Annotated in this window: 22 protein-coding genes; 12 read left to right on the top strand and 10 right to left on the bottom strand. The window is 69.3% G+C overall.

What is annotated here, in order from left to right:
• Positions 1–111 precede the first annotated feature (111 nt).
• The 3 genes from ACIBLA_RS02395 to ACIBLA_RS02385 form a co-directional block, all read right to left on the bottom strand.
• Positions 112–594, bottom strand: coding sequence for a cupin domain-containing protein (locus tag ACIBLA_RS02395; RefSeq protein ID WP_363241706.1), 483 nt, complete (start codon positions 592–594; stop codon positions 112–114).
• An 89-nt stretch (positions 595–683) separates the two neighbouring features.
• On the bottom strand, positions 684–1,037 hold the full coding sequence (locus ACIBLA_RS02390) for a hypothetical protein (protein ID WP_363241707.1): 354 nt from the start codon (positions 1,035–1,037) through the stop codon (positions 684–686).
• 56 nt (positions 1,038–1,093) lie between these two features.
• On the bottom strand, positions 1,094–2,533 hold the full coding sequence (locus ACIBLA_RS02385) for an ATP-binding protein (RefSeq protein WP_399197549.1): 1,440 nt from the start codon (positions 2,531–2,533) through the stop codon (positions 1,094–1,096).
• 736 nt (positions 2,534–3,269) lie between these two features.
• On the opposite strand from ACIBLA_RS02385, the gene ACIBLA_RS02380 reads away from it, so the two are divergent.
• Positions 3,270–4,412 (top strand): Fic family protein, encoded by a 1,143-nt coding sequence (locus ACIBLA_RS02380; RefSeq protein WP_399197548.1) that lies wholly within the window; start codon positions 3,270–3,272, stop codon positions 4,410–4,412.
• 236 nt (positions 4,413–4,648) lie between these two features.
• On the opposite strand, the gene ychF is transcribed toward ACIBLA_RS02380, so the two are convergent.
• Positions 4,649–5,737: a redox-regulated ATPase YchF gene (ychF, locus tag ACIBLA_RS02375; protein ID WP_399197547.1), complete on the bottom strand. Its 1,089-nt coding sequence runs from the start codon at positions 5,735–5,737 to the stop codon at positions 4,649–4,651.
• A 225-nt stretch (positions 5,738–5,962) separates the two neighbouring features.
• Here ychF and ACIBLA_RS02370 point away from each other — a divergent pair, with 225 nt between their 5' ends.
• Positions 5,963–6,613, top strand: coding sequence for a DUF6542 domain-containing protein (locus ACIBLA_RS02370; protein WP_399197546.1), 651 nt, complete (start codon positions 5,963–5,965; stop codon positions 6,611–6,613).
• A gap of 9 nt (positions 6,614–6,622) precedes the next feature.
• Here the strand turns inward: ACIBLA_RS02370 and ppgK are convergent, their stop codons facing one another.
• Both ppgK and ACIBLA_RS02360 read right to left on the bottom strand, forming a co-directional pair.
• Positions 6,623–7,360 carry a polyphosphate--glucose phosphotransferase gene (gene ppgK, locus ACIBLA_RS02365; protein WP_363241719.1) on the bottom strand — a complete coding sequence of 246 codons (738 nt, stop codon included), beginning with the start codon at positions 7,358–7,360 and terminating at the stop codon, positions 6,623–6,625.
• 34 nt (positions 7,361–7,394) lie between these two features.
• Positions 7,395–8,423, bottom strand: coding sequence for a 4-hydroxy-3-methylbut-2-enyl diphosphate reductase (locus tag ACIBLA_RS02360; RefSeq protein WP_363241720.1), 1,029 nt, complete (start codon positions 8,421–8,423; stop codon positions 7,395–7,397).
• A gap of 85 nt (positions 8,424–8,508) precedes the next feature.
• On the opposite strand from ACIBLA_RS02360, the gene ACIBLA_RS02355 reads away from it, so the two are divergent.
• The 4 genes from ACIBLA_RS02355 (at position 8,509) to ACIBLA_RS02340 (ending at position 12,374) form a co-directional block, all read left to right on the top strand.
• The gene (locus ACIBLA_RS02355; protein WP_363241721.1) at positions 8,509–9,951 is read left to right on the top strand and encodes an APC family permease; all 1,443 of its coding nucleotides are present in this window, start codon (positions 8,509–8,511) and stop codon (positions 9,949–9,951) included.
• Between the two features lie 59 nt (positions 9,952–10,010).
• A complete protein-coding gene (gene xseA / locus ACIBLA_RS02350) occupies positions 10,011–11,219 on the top strand; it encodes an exodeoxyribonuclease VII large subunit (RefSeq protein ID WP_399197545.1) in 1,209 nt (402 codons plus the stop codon).
• A gap of 93 nt (positions 11,220–11,312) precedes the next feature.
• Positions 11,313–11,564, top strand: a complete 252-nt coding sequence (locus tag ACIBLA_RS02345; protein ID WP_363241723.1) for an exodeoxyribonuclease VII small subunit — start codon at positions 11,313–11,315, stop codon at positions 11,562–11,564.
• A gap of 219 nt (positions 11,565–11,783) precedes the next feature.
• Positions 11,784–12,374 carry a malonic semialdehyde reductase gene (locus ACIBLA_RS02340; RefSeq protein WP_399197544.1) on the top strand — a complete coding sequence of 197 codons (591 nt, stop codon included), beginning with the start codon at positions 11,784–11,786 and terminating at the stop codon, positions 12,372–12,374.
• A gap of 99 nt (positions 12,375–12,473) precedes the next feature.
• On the opposite strand, the gene ACIBLA_RS02335 is transcribed toward ACIBLA_RS02340, so the two are convergent.
• A complete protein-coding gene (locus ACIBLA_RS02335) occupies positions 12,474–13,007 on the bottom strand; it encodes a DUF4245 domain-containing protein (RefSeq protein ID WP_363241725.1) in 534 nt (177 codons plus the stop codon).
• A gap of 141 nt (positions 13,008–13,148) precedes the next feature.
• On the opposite strand from ACIBLA_RS02335, the gene glpX reads away from it, so the two are divergent.
• Complete coding sequence (gene glpX, locus ACIBLA_RS02330; RefSeq protein WP_363241726.1) at positions 13,149–14,180, top strand: class II fructose-bisphosphatase; 1,032 nt, start codon at positions 13,149–13,151, stop codon at positions 14,178–14,180.
• 107 nt (positions 14,181–14,287) lie between these two features.
• Here glpX and ACIBLA_RS02325 read toward each other — a convergent pair whose 3' ends face one another.
• A complete protein-coding gene (locus ACIBLA_RS02325; RefSeq protein WP_363241727.1) occupies positions 14,288–14,662 on the bottom strand; it encodes a WhiB family transcriptional regulator in 375 nt (124 codons plus the stop codon).
• A gap of 227 nt (positions 14,663–14,889) precedes the next feature.
• The gene (locus ACIBLA_RS02320) at positions 14,890–15,558 is read right to left on the bottom strand and encodes a DUF1707 domain-containing protein (protein WP_363241728.1); all 669 of its coding nucleotides are present in this window, start codon (positions 15,556–15,558) and stop codon (positions 14,890–14,892) included.
• A 205-nt stretch (positions 15,559–15,763) separates the two neighbouring features.
• On the opposite strand from ACIBLA_RS02320, the gene ACIBLA_RS02315 reads away from it, so the two are divergent.
• On the top strand, positions 15,764–17,455 hold the full coding sequence (locus ACIBLA_RS02315) for a fumarate hydratase (protein WP_363241729.1): 1,692 nt from the start codon (positions 15,764–15,766) through the stop codon (positions 17,453–17,455).
• Positions 17,456–17,503: 48 nt separating this feature from the next.
• Here ACIBLA_RS02315 and ACIBLA_RS02310 read toward each other — a convergent pair whose 3' ends face one another.
• Positions 17,504–19,054, bottom strand: coding sequence for a ricin-type beta-trefoil lectin domain protein (locus ACIBLA_RS02310; protein WP_399197543.1), 1,551 nt, complete (start codon positions 19,052–19,054; stop codon positions 17,504–17,506).
• Between the two features lie 106 nt (positions 19,055–19,160).
• On the opposite strand from ACIBLA_RS02310, the gene ACIBLA_RS02305 reads away from it, so the two are divergent.
• The 4 genes from ACIBLA_RS02305 (at position 19,161) to ACIBLA_RS02290 (ending at position 25,369) form a co-directional block, all read left to right on the top strand.
• Positions 19,161–20,555, top strand: a complete 1,395-nt coding sequence (locus ACIBLA_RS02305) for a class II fumarate hydratase (RefSeq protein ID WP_363241731.1) — start codon at positions 19,161–19,163, stop codon at positions 20,553–20,555.
• A gap of 73 nt (positions 20,556–20,628) precedes the next feature.
• Positions 20,629–21,303: a DUF402 domain-containing protein gene (locus tag ACIBLA_RS02300; protein ID WP_363241732.1), complete on the top strand. Its 675-nt coding sequence runs from the start codon at positions 20,629–20,631 to the stop codon at positions 21,301–21,303.
• Positions 21,304–21,784: 481 nt separating this feature from the next.
• Positions 21,785–23,725, top strand: a complete 1,941-nt coding sequence (locus ACIBLA_RS02295) for a SpoIIE family protein phosphatase (protein ID WP_363241733.1) — start codon at positions 21,785–21,787, stop codon at positions 23,723–23,725.
• A gap of 180 nt (positions 23,726–23,905) precedes the next feature.
• A complete protein-coding gene (locus ACIBLA_RS02290; protein ID WP_399197542.1) occupies positions 23,906–25,369 on the top strand; it encodes a catalase in 1,464 nt (487 codons plus the stop codon).
• The last annotated feature ends 2 nt before the right edge of the window (positions 25,370–25,371 follow it).

Genomic DNA, 25,371 nt, shown 5'->3' with positions numbered 1-25,371 from the left:
CAGCAACACCCTGGCAACCGTTGGTTGTTGACCGCAAGCATGGGCCATGGATTGACCTGTAGTAACAAAGGAGGGCGTACGCAGGGACTTTGCCGCGCACACGGCTTGCCGTCAGTCCACCCAGTAGGTGTCGTGCTTGAGGAAGAACGCCGTGCGCTCCTCGTCCGTCATCTGCCCGACCGTGGAGACCTTCTCGAAGTACTCCTCACGCGGTGCTCCAGGCGCGAACAGGATGAGCATCGACGCGGACGCGTCCGAGTCGTTGCGGAAACCGTGCAGCCCGCCGGGCGGCACGTACAGGAAGTCGCCCTTCTCCGCATCGATCCAGCGCTCACCGTCGTACAGCCGGACCGTGCCCTCCAGCACGTAGAACGACTCCGAGATCGTCTTGTGGAAATGAGTGCTCGGCCCACCGCCCCTGGCCACCATGTCCATCCGGTAGAGCCCGAACTCACCACCGGTCGAGACACTGGACGCCACGAAGTGCGTCTCGGTACCCGACGGGGACCGCACGTCGGCGGGGGTACCCACGGGCCGGAACACCGCGTTGACCTCGCCCTTGTCCCCGTGGTGGCGGGGCTCCGGATACGACATGTGCCGCACTCCCTCCGAATGACGCAGAACGCGCGGCCGACCGGTCACGCCATCGGCCATCATGCTCCGCGCGCGTCCTTCACGCTCGTTCACCAGGACTCACCACGCGTGAACCGATCGGTCCGCAACTCCAGCCACTCTCCGCACCCCCAGGCGACAACGGCCAGCGTCAGCAGCACGGCCACAGCCGCCATCCAGTCACGCCCCCGCAACACACCACCCACCAAGGCCCAGACCCCCAGCGCGAGAGCGGGCACCCCGAACACGATCACCGGACCGTCCAGATAGAGCAGACTCCAGTCCCGCTCCCCCTCGAACGCCCCACGCAGCCCGGGCGCCGCACCAACCCCCCATACGCCAACCCCGGTCGCAAACCCGACGACAACGGCCAGACACCCCGCCCACCCGCTCGCCTCCCGCGCCGTCCCTGTACGTGCCCTCACACCGACGACGGACGCGGAACACCGTCCTTCCGGTTCCAGGGGGGGCTGTCCGGCGACTACCGGGGCTGCCATGCCCGCACAAGATCCTCCGGCCCCCAGTGAGCGGAAAGGGGCAGGCCACTCGCCACCCCGCAGCGAGAGACCGCGACCAGTGGAGTATCCGGGGCGGCGCCGGGCACAGCCAGCAGGTCACGCACCAAGGCGTCGTACTCGTGACGGCCAAAGGGCTGGGTCTCCAGCCACTTGACCGACCCGACGAAGTGCACCTGCCGGGCCACCGGCTCGCGGTCCGCCCCAACGAGATCGATTTCGGGGTTGTTCTGTCGGTTCCACCAACCGCCGATGGCCTCGGTCTCGGGCCAATCGTCGTTGGGCATCAGACGCAGCAGGGACTCGCGGATCAGCGGCTCGACCGCTCGTCCTCGCCAAGTGGTCCACGACCGCTCGATACGTTCCATCGCCAAGTCACCGCGACCCCGCTCGATGAGCGGGATCGCACGCTCCAAGAACGCCAGCCAGAACCGCAGATACGGGTCGGCGATCCGGTAACGCTTGTTCTTGGTGTCCGGCTTGGCGGACAGCGGGAGATCAGCGGCCAGGACTCGCTTGGCCTGCAGCGTGGCCAGTAGCGGGGAGAGCGTGCCGGACGGTAGCGCGTTGGCGCCGCCGGCCTGGGCTGCGATCGCACTGAACGTACGCTCACCGCTGCCAACCGCTTCCAGTACGGCCCGTGAGTGCGAAGCCTCGGGAAACTCGCCCAGCAGGGACAGCTCACCAGCCACCAACAGAGGCGAGAGCGGGTTGGAGACCGAAGCCTGCAAGAAGTCCGAACGTCCCATGCCCGGCCGCCATGACTGCACGATCTCGGGGAATCCACCGGTGATCAACTGAGCGTCGACTGCCCCCGCGGCATCGAGCTGGGTCATGGCCTGCACATCTGCCGGATTCAGGGGGTGGACGGTCATTTTCGCCGCCCGGCCGAAGAAGGGGCGCCCGTAGGACTGCAGTGCTTCCATCACCGACGTGTCGCTGCCAACCAGCAGCAGAAGTACGGGCTTGGAAGACAGATGGCGATCCCAGACAGTTTGGAGTGCGCCCTCGAATTCCTGGTCCTGCTCGACCAGCCAGGGCACCTCGTCGATCACCGCGATACTGGGTGCGTCATCCGGTACCGCGAGCGCCAGTGAGCGCAGGGCCTGGTTCCAGTCCTGCGCCTGGAAGCCCGCGACAAGCTCGACCCCCGGCAGTAGCGACTGCTCGAGAGTCGCGGCGAAGTCTGCGCGCTCCGTCACGGGGTTACGCCCCCGGGTGGCCTGGAAGACCACGTACGGCGCTCCCGAGCGGTCACAGAACTCCTGGACCAGTCGCGACTTCCCCACTCGGCGCCGTCCGGTCATGATCACGGCCCGCCCACGAGTGGCTCCAGCGCCCTCGGCCACTGTCCGGTGCTGCTCGGCCAGCAGTTCAAGATCCCCGACCCGACCGTGAAATTCCACGTCACACCTCAAGACCATCAACGTAGATAGATTATTACGTAGATTGAATCTTACTTAATGCTGGCCGCTTGAGCGGGCCGAGCGCCATCCCAGCACGGGAAACAACAAGGGCCCTCGCAACCTCCACCGCGAGCAGCCTGGGAGCGTCCGTCCACTACACGGACGTCGATGGGAACGCCGTCAACAATCTCGTGTTCCGCACCAGCCCCGGCCAGCCCTACAGCACCACACACCCGTATACCCACGCCGTGATGGAGTTCGACCGCGCCCCGGCTCTGGAGGTGCATCTCGGAGTCCAGGTTCAGGGGAATTCCGGCGTCTGCACGAGTGTGACGTCCTGATCCTGCCCGCCGACGAGGCGGCGCTCTCACGGCAGATCCGTATGGCACCGCGGGGCAACAAGTGCCTGCCGGCCATCGAGTGCAAGTACTACACCGCCAGCCGGGTCGGCATCGGCCACGCACGCAACTTCGAAGGGCTGCACAGCGATCCGAGGACCGCCCGGAACCTGTTCGTCTTTCAACACGGGAGCGTCGAGCCTGGTCAAGTACCTTTCCGCCCGCAAGCGCGGATACGAGCGGGAGGTCGTGCCGGCCAACGTCAACACGGTCGACTACACGCGTGGCCAGATCCGCGAGGCGTTCAAGATCTACCTCGGCAAGACCGCTCCTTCCACGGTGATCTAATCCAGGCACGCACACTTGACTTGATGACACAATTATCATGTCATGGGGCCATGCTGTACGCGACTCCCTCTCTTGACGCCGACGACCGGCTGGCCCTCGACGAGATCGAGAGCATGCGCCGCCCCCTGCGCCACATGCTGCGGGCCACCCCCCGCTGGACCCGCCAGCTTCGCCGCAACCTCACCGCCCGCGCGATCGCCGGATCGAACACCATCGAGGGGTACGCCGCAACAGTCGACGACGTGGAAGCCCTCATGTCCGGTGAGGAACCGCTGGACACCGGAGAGAAGACGCGTGCCGAGCTGGAGGGCTACCAGCGCGGCATGGCCTACATCCAGGCCCTCGCCGACTCCGGTGACGACTTCCGGTACGACGCGGGCCTGCTCAACGGCCTGCACTTCATGCTGCAGGGCCACCACCTCGACAAACGCCCCGGCCGCTGGCGCGACGGGCCCGTCTACGTCACCAGCCCCGACGACCCCCTGATCCCCGCCTACACCGCTCCGGACCAGGCGGACGTTCCCGCTCTGATGTCGGAGTTCATCGACTGGCTCAACGAAGGCGACCTCGACGCGCCCGTCCACGTCCGCGCCTCCATGGCCCACCTCAACCTCGTCAAGATCCACCCGTGGAAAGACGGGAACGGGCGAATGTCCCGCGCCCTGTCCACCCTGGTGTTCTCCCGCGAGGCGCTGATGCCGCCCGAGTTCTCCTCCATCGAGGAGTGGCTCGGCCGGGGACAGAACACGTACGCCTACTACCAGGTCCTGGAGGACGTCGGTGGCCCGCGCTGGAGCCCGGAGCGGGACACCCGGCCCTGGATCCGGTTCTGTCTGACCGCACACCACCGCCAGGCTCAACAGGCCCAGCGCCGCTTCGATGTGATGTCGCGGGCTTGGACCCGCTTGGTCGAAGGCGTCGAGGCAGCCGGTCTGGACGAGCGGGTCGTCTATGCCCTGCTGCCCGCGTTTTCGGACGCGAAGGTCCGCCGCACCGTCTACCAGCAGGACGCCGACCTCAGCGACCAACAAGCAATCCGCGACATCCGGGAACTCGTCGCCCGCGGCTGGCTCGTCCCCCACGGCAAGGCCCGGGCCCGCTACTACGCACCGGGTCCCCTCATGGACCCGGTGCGGGAAGAGGTCCGCCAGTCCATGGAGCCGTACACGGATCCCTACCGGCGCAAGCGCTGACCCACCCGCACTTCCTGCCGCCGCCAGGCTCTGGACAGTGCTCGCCCCAGCATGTGCGCTCTCATCCAGCACGAATCCAGCACGGTACGGATAAGAGGGGTGATAACAGATGACGGGAGGTCAGAACATCCAGCACCTATCCAGCACCGTAAAGATCAAGGGCCTTGGCCCCGGAGAACCAGACCCCATCTCACCTGCATGTTTGCCAGATCGGCGAAGTGATGCTAGGTCAGCCGCTACACATTGAAGCGGAACTCCACCACGTCGCCGTCCTGCATCACGTAATCCTTGCCCTCCATGCGGGCCTTGCCCTTGGCGCGGGATTCCGTGACCGAGCCCGCCTCCACCAGGTCGGCGAAAGAGATGACCTCCGCCTTGATGAAGCCCTTCTGGAAGTCGGTGTGGATCACGCCGGCCGCCTCAGGGGCCGTGGCGCCCTTCTTGATCGTCCAGGCGCGGGTCTCCTTCGGGCCTGCCGTGAGGTACGTCTGGAGGCCCAGGGTCGCGAAGCCGACGCGGCCCAGGGTGGCGAGGCCCGGCTCGTCCTGGCCCATGGACTGGAGCAGTTCCAGTGCCTCGTCGTCGGCCAGTTCGATCAGTTCCGACTCGATCTTGGCGTTCAGGAAGATCGCCTCGGCCGGGGCGACGAGGGCGCGCTGTTCGTTCTTGAAGTCCTCGTCGACCAGTTCGTCCTCGTCGACGTTGAAGACGTACAGGAAGGGCTTCGTGGTGAGCAGGTGCAGCTCGTGGAGGAGTCTGCCCTTCTCCGTGCCCGCCGAGATGCCCGCGGCGAAGAGTGTCGTACCGGCTTCGAGGATCTTCCGGGCCTCCTCGACCGCCGCCAGGACGGCGACCTTCTCCTTCTGGAGGCGGGATTCCTTCGTCAGCCGCGGGACGGCCTTCTCGACCGACTGGAGGTCGGCGAGGATCAGCTCGGTGTTGATCGTCTCGATGTCGTCCTTCGGCGAGACCTTGCCGTCGACATGCACGACGTTCTCGTCCTTGAAGGCCCTGATGACCTGGCAGATCGCGTCGGACTCACGGATGCTCGCGAGGAACTTGTTGCCCAGGCCCTCACCCTCCGACGCGCCGCGCACGATACCCGCGATGTCGACGAAGTCGACCGTCGCGGGGAGGATCTTCTGCGAGTCGAAGATCTCGGCGAGGACGGCGAGGCGCGGGTCGGGGACGCCGACGACGCCGACGTTGGGCTCGATCGTGGCGAACGGGTAGTTGGCCGCCAGCACGTCGTTCTTGGTCAGGGCGTTGAAAAGGGTCGACTTGCCGACATTCGGCAGTCCGACGATTCCGATCGTGAGCGACACGTTGGCGACTTCCTGAAGTGAGGACCGGCTGAGCTGTACGGCCCGGATGCGGGCCGATCCCCCAGTTTACGGGCGGGCCGCCCCGGCGGCCGACGGCAGTCGGTACGGCAGATGGCGGCATCCCCCGGCGCGACACGCCCAGCGTCCGTCGAACGCAACGCCAAGGTCGCCCAAAGGGCGTGTCCATCGCCTGAATCCGACACCTATGCGACCTAGGTTGTTCCGGTGGAGCAGCACAGGACACGTCCCCTCCGGCGCCGGCCGCGGCCGGCGCAGAGCCCTCTCCGTCCGCGAGGCACCGTCGCCGGGGCCGCCGGCGTCTATCGGGTTCCCGCGCCGACCACGCGCCGGGTGCCGCCCGTCGTGCTCACCTTGCGCAGACTCCCGAATCCCCGGCTGACCGGGCTGGGCGCCGGGCTGTTCGCCGCCGCCACGATGTTTCTGATCGGATGCCTGGACGAGCTGCTGTTCGGCGGTGAGCCCCTGGTGTACGGGGTGCTGTTCCTGCCGGTCAGCGCGTTGACCGCGCTCTGGGTACGGAGCGCCGACCTGGTGACCGCCCCGATCAGCGTTCCCATCGCCTTCGCCCTCGGCACCCTCCCGATCTCCGGCGGGACGGGCAGCTTCGGCGGGCAGACGATGGCCGTCGTGACCGCGCTCGCCGTGCAGGCGGGCTGGCTGTACGGCGGCACGCTCGTCGCCGGGGTCATCGCCTCCGTACGGAAGGTGCGCCAGATGGGCCGCCGCCGGCGCGCACGCGACCTGGCGACACGCGGCGGCGGGGCGAAGGCGGGGACGAAAACGAAGGCGATGACCAAGACGACCAAGACGGGGGCAAAGGTCGGGAGCGGTGGGACCGTGGTCCGCCGCGGCTGACGCCGCGGTTCAGCCCTCCGCGGCCATCATGGCCGCTCCCACGATGCCCGCGTTGTTCTGCAGCTGGGCGGGGACGATCTCCGCCTTGATGTCCTCGATGAGCGGGATGAACTTGTCCGCCTTGCGGCTGACCCCGCCGCCGATGATGAACAGCTCCGGCGAGAACAGCATCTCCAGATGCGCCAGATACTTCTGCACCCGGTGCGCCCAGTGGTGCCAGCTCAGGTCGTGGTCGTCCTTGGCCTTCGTCGACGCGTGCTTCTCCGCGTCGTGGCCGTTCAGCTCCAGATGACCCAGCTCGGTGTTCGGGACGAGCCTGCCGTCGATGAAGAGCGCGCTGCCGATGCCCGTACCGAAGGTCAGCAGGAAGACGGTCCCCTGCCGCCCCTTGCCCGCGCCGAAGGTCATCTCCGCGACGCCCGCCGCGTCCCCGTCGTTGAGGATCGTGACGGGCAGACTCAGCCGGTCGCCGAGCAGTGCGCCGGCGTCCGTGTCGATCCAGCGCTTGTCGACATTCGCCGCTGTACGGACGACCGACCCCGTGACCACTCCCGGAAAGGTGATGCCGACGGGGCCGGACCAGTTGAAGTGCTCGACCACCTCGGCGACGCAGCCGGCCACCTCGTCAGGTGCGGCCGGCTGCGGTGTGAGCACTTTGTGGCGCGGCTCTGCCAGTTCGCCGCGCTCCAGGTCCACGGGCGCGCCCTTGATGCCCGAACCGCCGATGTCCACTCCGAAGACGTTCATGGACGCAACGTTACGGGGAGATGACCACGCCGCCCTACTTCTCGGCCAGGCTCGCGGCCTCCGCGCGCAGGTCACGGCGGAGTTCCTTGGGCAGCGAGAAGACGATCGACTCCTCGGCCGCCTTGACGATCTCGACATCCTCGAAGCCGTGGCCCGTGAGCCATTCCAGGACACCCTCGACCAGGATCTCGGGGACGGACGCGCCGGAGGTGACACCGACCGTGCTGACGCCCTCCAGCCAGGCCTCGTCGATCTCGTCGGCGGAGTCCACCAGGTGGGCGGCGCGGGAGCCCGCGCCGAGGGCGACCTCGACCAGCCGTACCGAGTTGGACGAGTTCCTCGACCCGACCACGATGACCAGGTCCGCTTCGGCGCCCATCTGCTTGACCGCGATCTGCCGGTTCTGTGTGGCGTAGCAGATGTCGTCGCTCGGCGGTGCGATGAGCAGCGGGAACTTCTCCTTGAGCTTGTCGACCGTCTCCATCGTCTCGTCGACCGAGAGGGTCGTCTGGGAGAGCCAGACGACCTTGGACTCGTCGCGCACCTCGACGTTGGCCACGTCGTCGGGTCCGTCGACCAGGGTGATGTGGTCGGGGGCCTCGCCGGAGGTGCCGATGACCTCTTCATGGCCGTCGTGGCCGATCAGCAGGATGTCGTAGTCCTCGTTGGCGAAGCGGACGGCTTCCTTGTGGACCTTGGTGACCAGGGGGCAGGTGGCGTCGATGGTCGCGAGCTTGCGGTCGGCGGCCTCTTCGTGGACGACGGGGGCCACGCCGTGTGCGGAGAACATGACGATCGACCCCTCGGGGACCTCCGCCGTCTCCTCGACGAAAATCGCCCCCTTTCGCTCAAGGGTCTGCACGACATACTTGTTGTGGACGATTTCGTGGCGGACATAGATGGGCGCCCCGTACTGCTCCAGGGCCTTCTCCACGGCGATCACGGCACGGTCGACTCCCGCGCAGTAACCACGAGGCGCGGCGAGCAGGACGCGTTTGCCGGCGCGGCGCGTGGCGTCTCCACTCGGGGTGGCGGCGGGCGGCGGGCTGGGCGTAGCAGTCATGCCCACCATCGTAAGGCCGCCCAGAAGAGGCGGGAGATCGGCTGTCGGGCCGAGACTGGGCCTACGTGATCGACGGAGGAACGCGATGGCCGACAGCAGTGCGGGCGATGCGGACGGTACGGAAGGTGTGAGCGGCGGGGATCCGCGTACGGGCGGTGCGGATCCGCGTTCGGGCGCATCCGCCGACGGGCATCCCGACGGGCTGCGGCGGACTCTCGGGTTCCGCGATCTCGTCGTCTACGGGCTCCTGTTCATCGCGCCCATGGCACCCGTCGGCGTGTACGGCACGCTCGACGCCAAGTCGCACGGGGCCGTGGCCCTCGTCTATGTCTTCGCCACCATCGCCATGGCGTTCACGGCCTTCAGTTACGCGCAGATGATCCGCGTCGCGCCGCAGGCCGGTTCGGTCTTCGCGTACGCCCGCAAGGGCCTCGGTGAGGGGCCGGGGTTCATCGCCGGGTGGATGGCGATGCTCGACTATCTGCTGATCCCGGCCGTCGCCTATCTCTTCGCCGGCATCGCGATGGAGGCGCTGGTGCCCTCCGTCGACCGGTGGATCTGGACCGGGATCGCCGTCGTGATCACCACGCTGCTCAATCTCTGGGGGGTACGGGCCGCCGCGCGTGTCGGCTTCTTCGTGCTCGCGTTGGAGATCGTGGTGCTGATGGTGTTCGTGGTGTCGGCGATCGTGGTGCTCGTACAGGACGGGGCGACACGCGGCTGGCTGTCACCGTTCACCGGGGACCTGAGTTTCTCGATGACGGCGGTGCTCAGCGCGGTGTCGGTCGCCGTGCTGTCGTATCTGGGCTTCGACGCGATCGCCTCGTTCGCCGAGGAGGTGACGGGCGGCTCGCGGAAGGTGGCGCGGGCCGTGCTCTTCTGTCTGGCGCTCGCCGGTGTCCTGTTCGTGGCGCAGACGTATCTCGTCGCGCTCCTCGAACCGCTCAGCTCGGCCGAACTGGCCGCCGACCCGGCCAAGCAGGGGACGGCCTTCTACGACGCCGTGGACGCCTCCGTAGGAACGTGGCTGCACGACCTGGTCGCGGTGAGCAAGGCGATCGGCGCCGCGTTCGCCGCGCTGGCGGGACAGGCCGCCGCCGGCCGGCTGCTCTTCGCGATGGGGCGCGAGCGGCGGTTGCCGCGGCTGCTGTCCCGTACGGACGGGGGGACGCCGCGCGTGGCGCTGCTGCTCGCGGCGGTGGTGACCCTGATCGCCGCCGTGTGGGCGGCCAGGAACGCCAACGGGCTGGACCATCTGGTGTCGGTGGTCGACATCGGGGCGCTGACGGCGTTCATCCTGCTGCACGCGTCGGTCGTCGGTTGGTTCGCGGTACGGCGCATGGAGGGCCCGCCGCGGATCATGGCGCATGTGGTGCTGCCGGTGATCGGTGCCGGGGTGCTGGTCGCGGTGATCGTGGAGGCGTCGGACACGGCGCAGGTGGTGGGCGCGATCTGGCTGGCGGTGGGACTGGTGGTGTACGCGATCCAGTGGCGGCTCCGCAGCTCGGCCACGCCGAAGGCGCCGTAGGGTCCGGACGTCCCCCGGAGTGGGCCGCGTTGTCGGAGGCGGCCGATACGCTCGACCGCATGGCTCTCCACACGTCTCCGGACACCCCGCTGCCCGTCGGCGAGGTGTCGCGCCTCATCGGCGGCTGGATCGACCGGCTCGGCGCCGTCTGGGTCGAGGGACAGATCACGCAGCTGTCGCGCAGGCCCGGTGCCGGGGTCGTGTTCCTGACGCTGCGCGACCCGTCGTACGACATCTCCGTGAGCGTCACCTGTTACCGGCAGGTGTTCGACGCGATCGCCGACGTCGTCTCCGAGGGCGCGCGGGTCGTGGTGCACGCGAAGCCGGAGTGGTACGCGCCGAGGGGGCAGCTGTCGCTGCGGGCCACCGAGATAAAGCCGGTGGGGATCGGCGAACTGCTCGTCAGGCTGGAGCAGTTGAAGAAGTCCCTGGGTGCCGAGGGGCTGTTCGCCGCCGACCGCAAGCGGCCACTGCCCTTTCTGCCGCAGCTGATCGGGCTCGTCTGCGGACGGGCGTCGGCGGCCGAGAGGGACGTGCTGGAGAACGCGCGGCGGCGCTGGCCCGCCGTCCGCTTCGACGTGCGCAACACCGCCGTGCAGGGCGTCAACGCGGTGAGTCAGGTCGTCCAGGCGGTCAAGGAGCTGGACGACCTGCCGGAGGTCGACGTGATCGTCGTGGCGCGCGGCGGAGGCAGCGTGGAGGATCTGCTGCCGTTCTCCGACGAGCAGTTGGTACGTGCGGTGGCCGCCTGCCGTACGCCCGTCGTGTCGGCGATCGGCCATGAGCCCGACTCCCCGCTGCTGGACCTGGTCGCCGACGTACGGGCGTCGACACCCACGGACGCGGCGAAGAGGGTCGTGCCGGACGTCGGTGAGGAGCTGGACCGGGTGCAGGCGCTGCGGGACCGGGCGCTGCGGACAGTACAGGGGCTGCTCGACCGGGAGGAGCGGGGGCTCGCCCACGCGCTGGCCCGGCCGGTGATGGAGCGGCCCCAGCGGATGGTGGACGAGCGCGAGAGCGAGATCGACGCGCTGGCGGACCGCAGCCGGCGGGTGCTGCGGCATCTGCTGGACCGCGCGGACTCGGAGCTGTCGCACACGCGGGCGCGGGTGGTCTCGCTGTCGCCGGCGGCGACGCTGGAGCGTGGATACGCCGTGCTCCAGCGGCCGGACGGGGCGGTCGTGCGGTCCGCGGCGGAGGTCTCGGCGGACCAGGAGCTGCGGGCCAGGGTGGCGGAGGGCGGGTTCACAGTGCGGGTCACCGAATGAGCCGCGGGCGCGGGGCAGTCGGGTTCGGACCGCGTTCGGGCACGCGTTTCTTCAGGTATTTCGTTGTCGTAGACCGCACATAGGGTGGATCACATGGCCAAGACGGACAGCGGGACAGCAACGGCCGCCGGCGCGGACGCGCCCGGCTACGAGGAGGCACGGGACGAGCTGATCGACGTCGTACGGCGCCTGGAGACCGGCGGTACGACGCTGGAGGAGTCGCTGGCCCTGTGGGAGCGCGGCGAGGAGCTGGCCAAGGTCTGCCGCCGCTGGCTGGACGGTGCGCGCGCCCGCCTGGACGCCTCGCTGGCGGACCCGGCGCCCGCACCCGGCCCCGAGGACTGAACTAGGTCCTGTCCGGCGGACAGGACCTAGTCGTGAGGCCCGAAGCCTGAGGCCTCGGGCCTGATCGGGCAGCGATCACCGGCGGCCGTCCGAGACCCCTTCTGTCAACATCATGTGAAGCGAGTCACGACAGCCCCGGTTTTAGTTGAAAGTTAATACATCCAGGCGTACGTTGGCGGCGTCGCTTGATCGCTCTGCCTGTTCGGAAGGTACGCCCAGATGTCCCTCGTTCTTGACCCCGCAGCCCAGGACCTCCTCTTCCGCGAGGCCCGTACCGCCAACACCTTCACCGACGAGCCGGTGACCGAAGAGCAGATCCAGGCCATCTACGACCTCGTGAAGTTCGGCCCCACCGCCTTCAACCAGACGCCGCTGCGCGTCGTCCTGGTCCGCTCCCCCGAGGCCCGCGGGCGACTCGTCCAGCACATGAGCGACGGCAACAAGCCCAAGACGTCCACCGCCCCGCTGGTCGCGATCTTCGCCGCCGACAACGAGTTCCACGAGGAGCTCCCCGAGCTCTTCCCGGCCTTCCCCGCGGCCAAGGACGCCTTCTTCTCCGAGCGTCCGGTGCGCGAGCAGAACGCCGGTATGAACGCGGCGCTCCAGGCCGCCTACTTCATCGTCGGCATCCGCGCCGCCGGTCTGGCCGCGGGCCCGATGACGGGCTTCGACCACGCCGGCGTCCAGAAGGAGTTCCTGGACGGCGACCACGTGCCCCTGATGGTCGTGAACATCGGCAAGCCCGGCGACAACGCCTGGCACGCCCGTTCCCCGCGCCGGTCCTACGACGAGGTCGTCACGACCGTCTGAGGAACCGGGTCCCTCCCACGCGCCACGACGGGGCCGCCGCCCCTCCCCGGGACGGCGGCCCCGTCGTGCTCTCAAAGACTGTCGTCGCTCTCGAACCGCTCAGGCCTCGCCGGAGCCGGAATCCTCCGCCGCCTTGTCGGCCTCCAGCGCCTCCGCCATCTCGACCAGCCGCTCGTACGGCGCCGTACCCGTCACGACCGTCGTCGCCCCGTCAGCCGTGCGTACCAGGGCGTCGTACTTGGGGCCCTCCCACCGCTGCCATGTCTCGCCGCCCACCCGCGCGCTCTTGCCGGTGTCCTCGGCGTCGTGCGTGACATCGGCGATGTACTTCACCGCCGGGGCCGTCGACTGCTCCACGGCCACGTACTCACGGTCGGGGTCCAGGAAGCCGAGGTGCCAGGCGTTGGCCTCCTGCCGGGCGTACGACACCGACGTCGGCTTCCAGGTCTTCGGGAGGCCCCGCGGCGCCATCACCGGATACGGCGCCACGCGCTGCGCCGTCGTCAACTCGACCCGGTAGTCGACCGCCTTGAGCGGATCCGCGTTCTCGTCGCGCGGGTTGGCCATGTAGATCACCCCGGCGACGGCGACGATGACCGCCATCGACAGGAACATGTCCCGCACCGGTTTCATACTTCCCTTACCTGCCACTTCCCCATAGTCGCATCAAGGGGTTCACGCTCATAAGTGGGCCCCTCTGCTCGTTTTGTCGACCTACCGATAGAGTCGCAGCACCCTCATTCCGGCCGTCGCCGTACAGAAAGGTGCGTTCCGATGACCGAGCATCAACTCCCGTCCCCGCTGGAGGTCTCTCCCGAGGCCCCCGACCGCAACCTCGCCCTCGAACTCGTACGGGTCACCGAGGCCGCCGCCATGGCGGCCGGACGCTGGGTCGGACGCGGCGACAAGATCGGCGCGGACGGCGCGGCCGTGAACGCCATGCGCACCCTCGTCTCGACCGTCTCGATGAACGGCGTCGTCGTCATCGGCGAGGGCGAGAAGGACGAAGCTCCGATGCTCTTCAACGGGGAGCGGGTCGGCGACGGCACCGGCGCCGAGGTCGACATCGCCGTGGACCCGATCGACGGCACCACGCTCAACGCCAAGGGCATGCCCAACGCCATCGCGGTGCTCGCGGCGGCCGACCGGGGCGCGATGTTCGACCCCTCGGCGGTCTTCTACATGGACAAGCTGGTCACGGGCCCCGAGGCCGCGGACTTCGTCGACATCAACGCCCCCGTCTCGGTCAACATCCGACGCGTCGCCAGGGCCAAGAGCTCGTCGCCCCAGGACGTCACGGTGGTCATCCTCGACCGCCCCCGCCACGAGGGCATCGTCAAGGAGATCCGCGAGACGGGCGCGCGGATCAAGTTCATCTCGGACGGCGACGTGGCCGGCTCGATCATGGCCGTACGCGAGGGCACGGGCGTCGACCTGCTGATGGGCATCGGCGGCACCCCCGAGGGCATCATCTCGGCGTGCGCGATCAAGTGCCTCGGCGGCACCATCCAGGGCAAGCTCTGGCCGAAGGACGCCGCCGAGCGGCAGCGGGCGCTCGACGCCGGGCACGATCTGGACCGTGTGCTGTCGACGGACGACCTGGTCAGTGGCGACAACGTGTTCTTCGCCGCTACAGGCATCACGGACGGCGAGTTGCTGCGCGGGGTGCGATACCGCTCCGAGACCGCGACCACCCAGTCGATGGTGACGCGCTCCAAGTCCGGCACGATCCGGCAGATCGACTCGACGCACCGGCTGTCGAAGCTGCGCGCCTACAGCACGATCGATTTCGACCGCGCGAAGTAGCGGCCACCCGGCACGCGGTAGGCCGGCACGCGGGCACGCGTGAGACCGGGGCGCCCCTCATGTACGGCAGGGGCGCCCCGGTCACCACCGATCGGGTGGGCGGGCCGTCAGCCCGCCGCGGCGATCCGGCCCGCGGCCGACGCCGCGTTCCGCAGCTCGACCTCGCGCCGCCTGCGGCGCGCGAGGGCCACACGGCGTTCGGCGGCGGTGAGACCGCCCCACACCCCGTACGGCTCGGGCTGGAGCAGTGCGTGTTCCCGGCAGTCGACCATCACCGGGCAGCGGGCGCAGACCCGCTTGGCGGCCTCCTCACGGGCCAGCCTCGCGGCCGTCGGCTCCTTGGAGGGGGCGAAGAACAATCCGGCTTCGTCCCGGCGGCACACCGCCTCCGAATGCCAGGGTCCGGCCTGATCCTCCCGAGCGGAACTCCGCTGGGGCGGTACGGCGGCGACCTGCAGGGGCTGATGCGGCAATGGCAGCACGGTCCACTCCTGACGACGGCTTCGCGAGCGAGAGGCGATGCAGCAGTCCCTACCCGCTGTACGCACGCCTAAGCACTGAGTGGCACTGGGATACGACCTCTGGAACCCCGTACGGAACGACAACCGCCCGCGCGCGAACGGGCCGGAAGGCCGTGCTGAACGCGGCCCCAACTCGCCCCGGCCGCAGTCCAATCGGAACCGGAAACGGAACGGATCGACCGGCCCGTTCAGTGGCCCAGGTGCTTGCGCAGCCGCCTGTTGAGGTCCGCGATGAACTTGCCGCGCTTCGGCTTGGCCTCGATGCTGGCGAAGACCGAGTAGCCGTTGACGACCACGACCGGGGCATCCGACTGCGCGCCCTCCAACGTCCGGACCTCGAAGTTGCCGAAGATGCCGGTGCCGCCGCCGCGCAGCGAGATGTTCTCCGGGACCCGTACCTCGATGGAGCCGAAGACGGCGGTCGCGTTGATCACGGTCGTCCGCTGGCCGAACAGCGCCTCGGTCAGATCGATCTCGATGTTGCCGAACAGCGCGAAGGCGTTCGTGCGACGGCCCACGCGCCAACGGCCCTTGCGGGTCGTGCTGCTGAAGATCGCGATCAGATTCTCGGCGGGCTCGGTCTCGTCGTCGGGGCCGTACGTGTGCGGCGAAGTGGCAGTGCGGTCGCCGGTGGGCGTCGCCGGCAAGTCCCTGACCAGCGGCTCCAGTTCGCCCATGGTTTTGGCGCGGTAGACGGCGTCGATCCGCTCGGAGTGCTCCTCGGCATCCAGCCGACCGAGCGCGAGGGCTTCCCTGAGGATGTCGGCGATCCGGTCTCGGTCGGCGTCGGAGGCCCGGATACCGCCGTCGGGCTCCGCCGGCGCGACCGGCTTCTGGGAGTGCTTTTCGAGGTCCACCGCACCAGAGTAGCGAAACGCGATAGATCGCGACTAGTGGCGACGCCGCCCGGCTTCGCCGCGCCCGAACCGCGCCCCGCCCTTCACCGCCGCCCCCACTCCGCCTCCTACTGAGTCTCACCTCACCCCGACCACCCCCGCGCCACGTCTTACGCTGAGAGGCGCGCTGCCCGACGAAGGTCAGCCGCCGCCTGTCGAGTGAGGAATGGCCGAAATGGCAGAGTTTGCGTACTCCGATCTGCTCCCTCTGGGAGAGGACACCACGCCGTACCGCCTGGTGACCGCCGACGGTGTCTCCACCGTCGAGGCCGACGGCCGTACGTTCCTCAAGGTCGCCCCGGAGGCGCTGCGCACGCTCGCCGCCGAGGCGATGCACGACATCTCGCACTATCTGCGCCCGGCCCACCTCGCCCAGCTGCGCAGGATCGTGGACGATCCGGACGCCTCGTCCAACGACAAGTTCGTGGCGCTCGACCTTCTCAAGAACGCGAACATCTCCGCCGCCGGCGTGCTCCCCATGTGCCAGGACACCGGCACGGCGATCGTGATGGGCAAGCGCGGACAGAACGTCCTTACGGAGGGCGGCGACGAGGCGGCCCTGTCGCACGGTATCTACGACGCGTACACCAAGCTCAACCTGCGCTACTCGCAGATGGCCCCGCTGACCATGTGGGAGGAGAAGAACACCGGCTCGAACCTGCCCGCGCAGATCGAGCTGTACGCGACCGACGGCGGCGCGTACAAGTTCCTCTTCATGGCCAAGGGCGGCGGCTCGGCCAACAAGTCGTTCCTCTACCAGGAGACGAAGGCCGTCCTCAACGAGGCGTCCATGATGAAGTTCCTGGAGGAGAAGATCCGTTCACTCGGTACGGCCGCCTGTCCGCCGTACCACCTGGCGATCGTAGTCGGCGGCACGTCCGCCGAGTTCGCGCTCAAGACCGCGAAGTACGCCTCCGCGCACTACCTGGACGAGCTGCCCGCCGAGGGCTCCCCCGCCGGCCACGGCTTCCGTGACAAGGAGCTGGAGGAGAAGGTCTTCGAGCTGACGCAGAAGATCGGCATCGGCGCGCAGTTCGGCGGCAAGTACTTCTGCCACGACGTGCGGGTCGTACGGCTCCCCCGGCACGGCGCCTCACTGCCGGTCGCGATCGCCGTGTCCTGCTCGGCGGACCGCCAGGCGGTCGCGAAGATCACCGCCGAGGGTGTCTTCCTGGAGCAGCTGGAGACCGACCCGGCGCGCTTCCTGCCCGACACCACCGACGAGCACCTGGAGCAGAGCGGTGAGGGCGGCGAGAGCGACGTCGTACGGATCGACCTCGGCCGGCCGATGGACGACATCCTGGCCGAGCTGACCCGGCACCCCGTCAAGACCCGCCTCTCGCTGACCGGAACGCTGGTCGTGGCGCGCGACATCGCGCACGCCAAGATCAAGGAGCGGCTGGACGCGGGCGAGGAGATGCCGCAGTACCTGAAGGACCACCCGGTGTACTACGCGGGGCCCGCCAAGACGCCCGAGGGGTACGCCTCCGGGTCGTTCGGCCCGACGACGGCGGGGCGGATGGACAGCTACGTGGAGCAGTTCCAGGCGGCGGGCGGCTCGAAGGTCATGCTCGCCAAGGGCAACCGCTCGAAGCAGGTGACCGACGCCTGCGGCGCGCACGGCGGCTTCTACCTGGGCTCGATCGGCGGCCCGGCCGCGCGGCTCGCGCAGGACTGCATCAGGAAGGTCGAGGTCCTGGAGTACGAGGAGCTGGGCATGGAGGCGGTCTGGAAGATCGAGGTCGAGGACTTCCCGGCGTTCATCGTCGTGGACGACAAGGGCAACGACTTCTTCACCGAGCCCGCGCCGGCGCCGACGTTCACCAGCATCCCGGTGCGGGGCCCCGGCCTCGGATAAGCGGCGGACGCGGTGAGGCCCCCCGCCGGGGACCTCACCGCGTATGGATCAGACGAACCGCTGGTTCGCCGACCCGTCGCAGTTCTGGAGCCGCAGCGGGTCCTGCGCCGAAGCCACCGTCAGGCAGAGCGTGGCGGCCGACGCCGGGCGGATGGTGCCCGCCTCGCGTACGAACTTCTGGTTCGCGCCACCGTGGCAGTCCCAGAGGGTGACCGCGGTGCCCGCGCTGTACGCGCCGGAGGGGACGTCGAGGCAGCGGTCGTGGCTCAGCTCGCTGTGCAGCGACCGGGCGCCCGCGCCCGTACCGGTGTCGTACCACCAGCCCTGGTTACGGCCGCCGTGGCAGCCGTAGCCGGTGACCTTGGAGCCGTTGCGGGTCTTCGACGCCGTCACGTCGACGCACGTGCCGGTCCCCTCGTTCTTCAATGGCCGAAAAGCGTCGTCCCAGCCACCCGGCTGGAGAACGGGCCGCCCGGTGCTCGCCGGGTCGGCACAACTCGCCTCGCGCAGCCCCGAGTCGTACAGCTGGGTCAGGCACGACGCGAACGCGACGTGTCCGGCGGCGTTCGGATGGAACGACTGCCGGACCGAATTCTCGCTCGGCGGGAAGGGGTTGGTGATGTCGATGAACAGTCCCCGCGCCCAGTCGTCGTCCGTGCACACCTCATGGCCGTGGAAGAGCCGTGAGTTGTCCAGATACACCGCGCCCGAGTTGGCGGCGGCCTTCCGCACCCCGCTCTGGAAGACGGGGACGGCGCCGTCACGGGCCCAGGCGGCGTCCTCGTCGTAACCGGTGCAGCCGCCGGGGATCTTGCCCGGGAAGTTCGGGTTGTCGCCGTAGTCGGGGGTGAGCGGGCCCGGATAGCCCATCACGACGAGCTTGTAGTCGCCGTCGGCGTAACCGGCGCCGCGCATGACACCCCTCAGGTCGGCCACGGTCGACTCGACCTTGGGTACGAGTCCGTCGACCCGCGCCTGCCAGCCGTCCTGGTACTTGTCGGCGCACGGCCCTTGAAAGGTGAACCAGCGCAGCACGCAGTCGGTGATCACCGGACCGAACTGGAGATCGTCGTTCGCGCCCGCCACCAGCACGACCATCTTGATCCTGGTGTTGCGCGCCTTGATGGCCAGGCTGTCGCTCTGCACGAGTTCGTCGGCGTACTGCGCGGTGCCGCCGACCCGGATGTTGACGGTCGAGGCGCCGGAGCAGGAGACGTTGTACGTGACGTCCGCCGCGATCCCGGTGCGGTGGATCGCCGAGTCGGGCGAACGGTGACACCAGTTGTCGGGCCCGTTGGTGCCCGGCTCGTAGGTGCCGACGCCCTCACCGGAGATCTCGCTGTCGCCGAGCGCGATCAGCCCGGTCTTGCGCTCGTCGAGCGGGCGCTCCGCGGCGTCGCCGTACAGGCGCGTGGCCTCGGCCGCGCGGATCTCCTCCAGGGCGGGCGGCAGCGGGGCGGACGCGCGGGCGGCGACGGGCGCGCCGGCGGGGGCCGCCGCCTGGGCCGTGGGCGTAAGGGCGAGGAGTCCGCCGACGACGGTCGCGAATGCGGCGAGCGTGGCGACGGTACTTCGGAACGTGGGTCTCGTACGTTGCATGGCCTCCCCGATCTCAGTGTTACCAGAGGTTTTTACTGGCGGGTAAGGAGCTTGGGAACACTCCGAACAAGACAATTGCTCACCTTCTGTAGGAGGTACGACCACGATGACGAGCGACGCGAACTACCGCACCGAGCACGACTCCATGGGCGAGATCCAGGTCCCGGCACACGCCAAATGGCGCGCCCAGACCCAGCGGGCCGTACAGAACTTCCCCATCTCCGGCCGGCCCATCGAGCGCGCCCATATCGAGGCCCTGGCCCGTATCAAGGCCGCAGCCGCCACCGTCAACGCCGAACTCGGCGTGCTGGACCGGGACATCGCGGACGCGGTACGGAGCGCGGCGGACGAGGTCGCCGACGGCGGCTGGGACGAGCACTTCCCGGTGGACGTCTTCCAGACCGGCTCGGGCACCTCGTCCAACATGAACGCCAACGAGGTCATCGCCACCCTCGCCACCGAGCGACTGGGCCGCGACGTGCACCCCAACGACCACGTCAACGCCTCGCAGAGCTCCAACGACGTGTTCCCCTCCAGCATCCACATCGCCGCGACGGCAGCCGTCACCGCCGACCTGATCCCGGCGCTCGGCCATCTCGCCGCCTCACTGGAGCGCAAGGCCGAGGAGTTCGCGGACGTCGTGAAGTCGGGCCGTACGCATCTGATGGACGCCACGCCCGTCACGCTGGGCCAGGAGTTCGGCGGCTACGCGGCGGCCGTCCGGTACGGCATCGAGCGGCTGGAGTCGGCCCTGCCCCGGCTGGCCGAACTGCCGCTGGGCGGTACGGCGGTCGGCACCGGCATCAACACCCCGCCCGGCTTCCCTGCCGCCGTCATCGCCGAGGTGGCCCGCACGACCGGGCTTCCGCTGACCGAGGCCCGGGACCACTTCGAGGCGCAGGGCGCGCGCGACGGGCTGGTGGAGACCTCGGGCCAGCTCCGTACCGTCGCCGTCTCGCTCACGAAGATCGCCAACGATCTGCGCTGGATGGCGTCGGGACCGCGCACGGGGCTGGCCGAGATCAATCTGCCCGATCTCCAGCCCGGCTCGTCGATCATGCCCGGCAAGGTCAACCCGGTGATCCCGGAGGCCGTCCTGATGGTCGCCGCGCAGGTGACGGGCAACGACGCGACCGTCGCCACGGCCGGCGCGGCCGGGAACTTCGAGCTGAACGTGATGCTGCCGGTGATCGCCAGGAACCTCCTGGAGTCCGTACGGCTGCTCGCGGCCGTCTCCCGGCTGCTGGCGGACCGGACCGTCGACGGCATCACGGCGAACGTGGAGCGCGCCCGGCGGTACGCGGAGTCGTCGCCGTCCGTCGTCACCCCGCTGAACAAGTACATCGGCTACGAGGAGGCGGCGAAGGTCGCCAAGAAGTCGCTGGCCGAGCAGCGCACGATCCGCGAGGTGGTGCTGGAGTCCGGCTATGTGGCGCGCGGGGATCTGACGCTGGAACAGTTGGACGAGGCGCTGGACGTCCTGCGGATGACACGTCCTTGATCGGGACCGACAAGATCGAGCCGTCCCGGCGCACCTCACGGCGCCTGCGGGGCCTCCGCTCTAAGATCTGCGCATGACAGGTGCGGACGGCATTCGACACTGGGACCGGGGCGAGCGGATTCTCTGGCGCTACCGGGACAACGGCTCCGCGCAGGTGCACATCTGCCGCCCGGTGACCGTCGTCCAGGACACCGACGACCTGCTCGCCGTGTGGATGGCGCCGGGCACCGAGTGCGTCAAGCCGGTGCTCGCCGACGGCACCCCCGTGCACAGTGAACCGCTCGCCACCCGGTACACGGCGCCGCGCACCACCGTCCGCGCCCACTGGGAGGGCACGGGCGTGCTGAAGCTGGCCAGGCCGCTGGAGCCGTGGTCGGTGTGGCTGTTCTGGGAGCAGGGCTGGGAGTTCCGCAGCTGGTACGTGAACCTGGAGGAACCGCGGCTGCGTTGGGCGGGCGGCATCGACTCCGAGGACCACTTCCTCGACATCTCGGTCTATCCGGACCGCAGCTGGCTCTGGCGGGACGAGGACGAGTTCGCCGAGGCCCAGCGGGTCGGGCTGCTGGACGCCGGTCAGGCGCTGCGCGTCCGGGAGGCGGGGCAGGCGGCGGTAGAGATGATCAGGGCGTGGGGCCCGCCGTTCTCCGCGGGCTGGGAGAACTGGCGGCCCGATCCGCAGTGGTCGGTGCCCCCATTGCCGGAGGGCTGGGACCGGGCACCCGAACCGGCAAAGGTCCGGACCAGGTGAGGAAAAAGGGCAGGTGGTGCTACGTACCTGGTGATCACCAGGACGGGTTCGCCGACGTCGTGAGACCCTTGATGCGCCCCTGGGGTTCAAACGTAGGATCGTCCTCCGCAAGGCTGCGCCGGATCAACGCGTGGTCGGGGCAACGGAGCTGACCTAGAGTCATATCGCTGGACCATCGAGCCGTACCACGTACCACGTAGGACGTACGCGAGAACGATTCGCAGGACGCACGCGCCGCAGACAGCCGTACATCAGCCGCTGGACATCGACACACCGACGAGGGGGGTAGAGCCGTGCAGGACACGTGCCGCCCCGTCATTCGCGCTCGTGGGGCCCTTGAGGGCCGTTTCCGGCGCAAGGTCCCGACGTCCGGCTGCGAGGGCCCCTGCGGCCACAGACGCGGGACGCCCTGGACCAGGGTGGCATCGCCAGTCGAATCGGTTGTCTCGCACCACCGGCCCGGACGGACGGAATCCCACGCGTGACGGAGCATCCCACCTCCCATGAAGGCCGGCAGCCCGTGGCTGCCCGGTCCCAGGAACGCACCCGGCCACGGCAGGAGGCGTCCGCCGCCGCCGTACCGCAGCCGTCGGTGCCTCAGGTACCCACGCCCGCGCCCGTGCCCGCGCAGGCCACCGTTCCGTCGGCCGCGCCGCCGCAGGACCCGGTCGGGGCCGCGCGGCGCGAGGGCGACCGGCTGCGCTTCGTGGGGGCCGCCACCCGTCGCATCGCGCGGGGCATCGACCTGGACGAGATCGTGCTCGGTCTGTGCCGGGCGACCGTGCCGACCTTCTCCGACGCCATACTCGTCTACCTCCGCGACCCGCTGCCCGTCGGCGACGAGCGCCCGGTCGCGCCCTTCGTACTGAGGCTGCGCCGTACGGACCGGCTGCGGCTCACCGACGAGGACGGCGACAGCACCGGCATGGCCGGTGCGGGCATCCAGCTGCCGGAGTCCGAGGCCGGCCGGGTGCCGGTCCTGGACCCGCAGACCGATGTGATGCCCGCCGCGCAACTGTGCGAGGTGCCACCCGGCGGCGCGCTCTCCGAGGTCCTGCGCGGCGTCCGGCCGGTCTTCGGCGACTCCGCCGCCGCCCGCGCGGCGCTGCCCGAACTCCTCGGCGACGAGATGGGCCTGCCCGGCGGCCGGCGCGCGATCCTGGCCCCGCTGCGCGGCAGACGGCGCGTCATCGGTGCCGCCGTCTTCCTACGGAGGCCGGACCGCCCCGCCTTCGAGCCCAACGACCTGCTGGTGGCGGCGCAACTCGCGACGCACACCGCACTCGGCCTCGACAAGGCGGTGCTGTACGGCCGCGAGGCGTACATCGCGGACGAGTTGCAGCGCACGATGCTCCCGGAGGGGCTGCCGCAGCCCACGGGCGTGCGGCTCGCCTCCCGGTATCTGCCCGCCGCCGAGACCGCCCGTGTCGGCGGCGACTGGTACGACGCGATCCCGCTGCCCGGCAGCCGCGTCGCCCTGGTCGTCGGTGATGTCATGGGGCACTCCATGACATCGGCGGCGATCATGGGCCAGCTGCGGACGACGGCGCAGACGCTCGCCGGTCTCGACCTGCCTCCCCAGGAGGTCCTGCACCACCTCGACGAGCAGGCGCAGCGGCTGGGCACCGACCGGATGGCCACCTGTCTGTACGCGGTGTACGACCCGGTCTCGCACCGCATCACCATCGCCAACGCCGGTCATCCGCCGCCCATACTGCTGCACCTGGGCGGCCGGGCCGAGGTGCTTCGGGTGCCGCCCGGCGCCCCGATCGGCGTCGGCGGGGTGGACTTCGAGGCCGTCGAGCTGGACGCGCCGGCCGGGGCCACGCTGCTCCTCTACACGGACGGGCTCGTGGAGTCGCGGCTGCGTGACGTGTGGACGGGGATCGAGCAGCTGCGGGAGCGCCTTGCCGCGACCGCCCAGCTCACCGGCCCCGACCACTCACCTCCTTTGGAGGCGCTGTGCGACGACGTGCTGGACGTGCTCGGCCCCGGTGACCGCGACGACGACATCGCGCTGCTGGCCGCCCGTTTCGACGGGATCGCGCCGAGCGATGTCGCGTACTGGTTCCTGGAGCCGGAGGACGCGGCGCCGGGGCGGGCCAGACGGCTCGCCAGGCGCGCGCTGTCCCGCTGGGGTCTTGAGGAGCTGAGTGATTCGGTCGAGCTGCTGATCAGCGAGGTCGTGACGAACGCCGTCCGGTACGCGGAGCGGCCCGTCACGCTGCGGCTGCTGCGGACCGACGTCCTGCGCTGCGAGGTCGGCGACGACTCGCCGCAGCTGCCGCGCCAGCGCCGGGCGCGCGACACGGACGAGGGCGGCCGGGGGCTGTTCCTGGTCAACCGGCTGGCCAGGCGCTGGGGCGCGACGCGGCTGTCCACCGGCAAGATCGTCTGGTTCGAGATCTCGACCCGCCCGTAGGCCGGCCCGGACCCGGCTTCGGACCGGGTCCGGGACTGGTTCCGGGCCGGGGTTCCGGGCACCGTACAAATGTTGCCGACCCTGTGTCGGCGGGTTTCACTGAGGCAGGCGGTCGATACGACCACTACGCCCCGTGGTGCCCGATTCCAGCCACGGGATCCCCCATCCACGGGAGGACTCGTGACCGGGTCGGCGCCCCACGTCCCTTACACGACCGACAACGCCGGTATCCCGGTGGAGAGCGACGAGAACTCGCTCTCCGTCGGGCGCGACGGTCCGATCCTCCTCCAGGACCACTACCTCATCGAGAAGATGGCCCAGTTCAACCGGGAACGGGTCCCCGAGCGGGTCGTCCACGCCAAGGGCTCGGGCGCGTACGGCGTCTTCGAAGTGACCAACGACGTCAGCCAGTTCACCAAGGCCCACCTCTTCCAGCCGGGCAGGCGCACCGAGATGCTGGCCCGCTTCTCGACGGTCGCCGGTGAGTTCGGCTCCCCCGACACCTGGCGCGACCCGCGTGGCTTCGCCCTGAAGTTCTATACGGAGCAGGGCAATTACGACCTGGTGGGCAACAACACGCCGGTCTTCTTCGTCCGCGACGCCATCAAGTTCCAGGACTTCATCCGCTCGCAGAAGCGCCACCCCGCCACGGGGCTGCGCAGCAACGACATGCAGTGGGACTTCTGGACCCTGTCCCCCGAGTCCGCGCACCAGGTGACCTGGCTGATGGGCGACCGGGGCATCCCGAAGTCCTTCCGCCATATGAACGGCTACGGCTCGCACACGTACATGTGGGTCAGCGCCGCCGGTGAACGCTTCTGGGTGAAATACCACTTCAAGACCGACCAGGGCATCGACTACCTCAGCCAGGCGGACGCCGACGAGCTGGCCGGCTCGGACGCGGACCACCACCGCCGGGACCTGCATGAGTCGATCGAGTCGGGGAACGCGCCGACCTGGAGCCTGAAGGTCCAGATCATGCCGTTCGAGGACGCGGCCGACTACCGCTTCAACCCGTTCGATCTGACGAAGGTGTGGCCGCACGGCGACTACCCGCTGATCGATGTCGGCCGGATGACGCTCAACAGGAATCCGGAGAATTTCTTCATCCATATCGAGCAGGCCGCCTTCGAACCGTCCAGCATGGTTCCGGGCATCGGCCCCTCGCCGGACAAGATGCTGCTCGGCCGGCTGTTCTCGTACCCGGACACCCACCGGTACCGGATCGGCCCCAACTACGCGCAGCTGCCGCCCAACCGGCCGCACTCGGCGGTGAACTCGTACGCCAAGGACGGCCCGATGCGGTACGAGACGTCGAGCACGGCGGCCCCGTACGCGCCGAACTCCTACGGCGGCCCCGCCGCCGACACCGAGCGCTACGGCGACCCGGCGGGCTGGGCGGCGGCGGGCGAGATGGTGCGCGAGGCGTACACGAAGCGGCGCGAGGACGACGACTGGGGCCAGCCGGGCACTCAGGTCCGCAACGTGCTGGACGACGCGCAGCGCGACCGGCTGGTGTCGAACGTCTCGGGTCATCTGCTCCAGGGCGTGAGCAGGCCGGTCCTCGACCGGGCGTGCCAGTACTGGCGCAACATCGACAAGCCGATCGGCGACCGGATCGCCGCGAAGGTCAACGGCGGCTGAAC

This window comes from Streptomyces sp. NPDC050433, assembly GCF_044458565.1.
GTDB lineage: Bacteria > Actinomycetota > Actinomycetes > Streptomycetales > Streptomycetaceae > Streptomyces.
Note: the sequence above shows the minus strand (reverse complement) of the source record. Positions and strands in the feature narration are given on the sequence as shown.

Excerpts from the sequence above, each read along its gene's own strand:
- ACIBLA_RS02395 (WP_363241706.1), bottom strand. The coding sequence starts at position 594 with ATGTCGTATCCGGAGCCCCGCCACCACGGGGACAAGGGCGAGGTCAAC.
- ACIBLA_RS02380 (WP_399197548.1), top strand. The coding sequence starts at position 3,270 with ATGCTGTACGCGACTCCCTCTCTTGACGCCGACGACCGGCTGGCCCTC.
- ppgK (WP_363241719.1), bottom strand. The coding sequence starts at position 7,360 with ATGAACGTCTTCGGAGTGGACATCGGCGGTTCGGGCATCAAGGGCGCG.
- ACIBLA_RS02360 (WP_363241720.1), bottom strand. The coding sequence starts at position 8,423 with ATGACTGCTACGCCCAGCCCGCCGCCCGCCGCCACCCCGAGTGGAGAC.
- ACIBLA_RS02355 (WP_363241721.1), top strand. The coding sequence starts at position 8,509 with ATGGCCGACAGCAGTGCGGGCGATGCGGACGGTACGGAAGGTGTGAGC.
- xseA (WP_399197545.1), top strand. The coding sequence starts at position 10,011 with ATGGCTCTCCACACGTCTCCGGACACCCCGCTGCCCGTCGGCGAGGTG.
- ACIBLA_RS02345 (WP_363241723.1), top strand. The coding sequence starts at position 11,313 with ATGGCCAAGACGGACAGCGGGACAGCAACGGCCGCCGGCGCGGACGCG.
- ACIBLA_RS02340 (WP_399197544.1), top strand. The coding sequence starts at position 11,784 with ATGTCCCTCGTTCTTGACCCCGCAGCCCAGGACCTCCTCTTCCGCGAG.
- ACIBLA_RS02335 (WP_363241725.1), bottom strand. The coding sequence starts at position 13,007 with ATGAAACCGGTGCGGGACATGTTCCTGTCGATGGCGGTCATCGTCGCC.
- glpX (WP_363241726.1), top strand. The coding sequence starts at position 13,149 with ATGACCGAGCATCAACTCCCGTCCCCGCTGGAGGTCTCTCCCGAGGCC.
- ACIBLA_RS02315 (WP_363241729.1), top strand. The coding sequence starts at position 15,764 with ATGGCCGAAATGGCAGAGTTTGCGTACTCCGATCTGCTCCCTCTGGGA.
- ACIBLA_RS02310 (WP_399197543.1), bottom strand. The coding sequence starts at position 19,054 with ATGCAACGTACGAGACCCACGTTCCGAAGTACCGTCGCCACGCTCGCC.
- ACIBLA_RS02305 (WP_363241731.1), top strand. The coding sequence starts at position 19,161 with ATGACGAGCGACGCGAACTACCGCACCGAGCACGACTCCATGGGCGAG.
- ACIBLA_RS02300 (WP_363241732.1), top strand. The coding sequence starts at position 20,629 with ATGACAGGTGCGGACGGCATTCGACACTGGGACCGGGGCGAGCGGATT.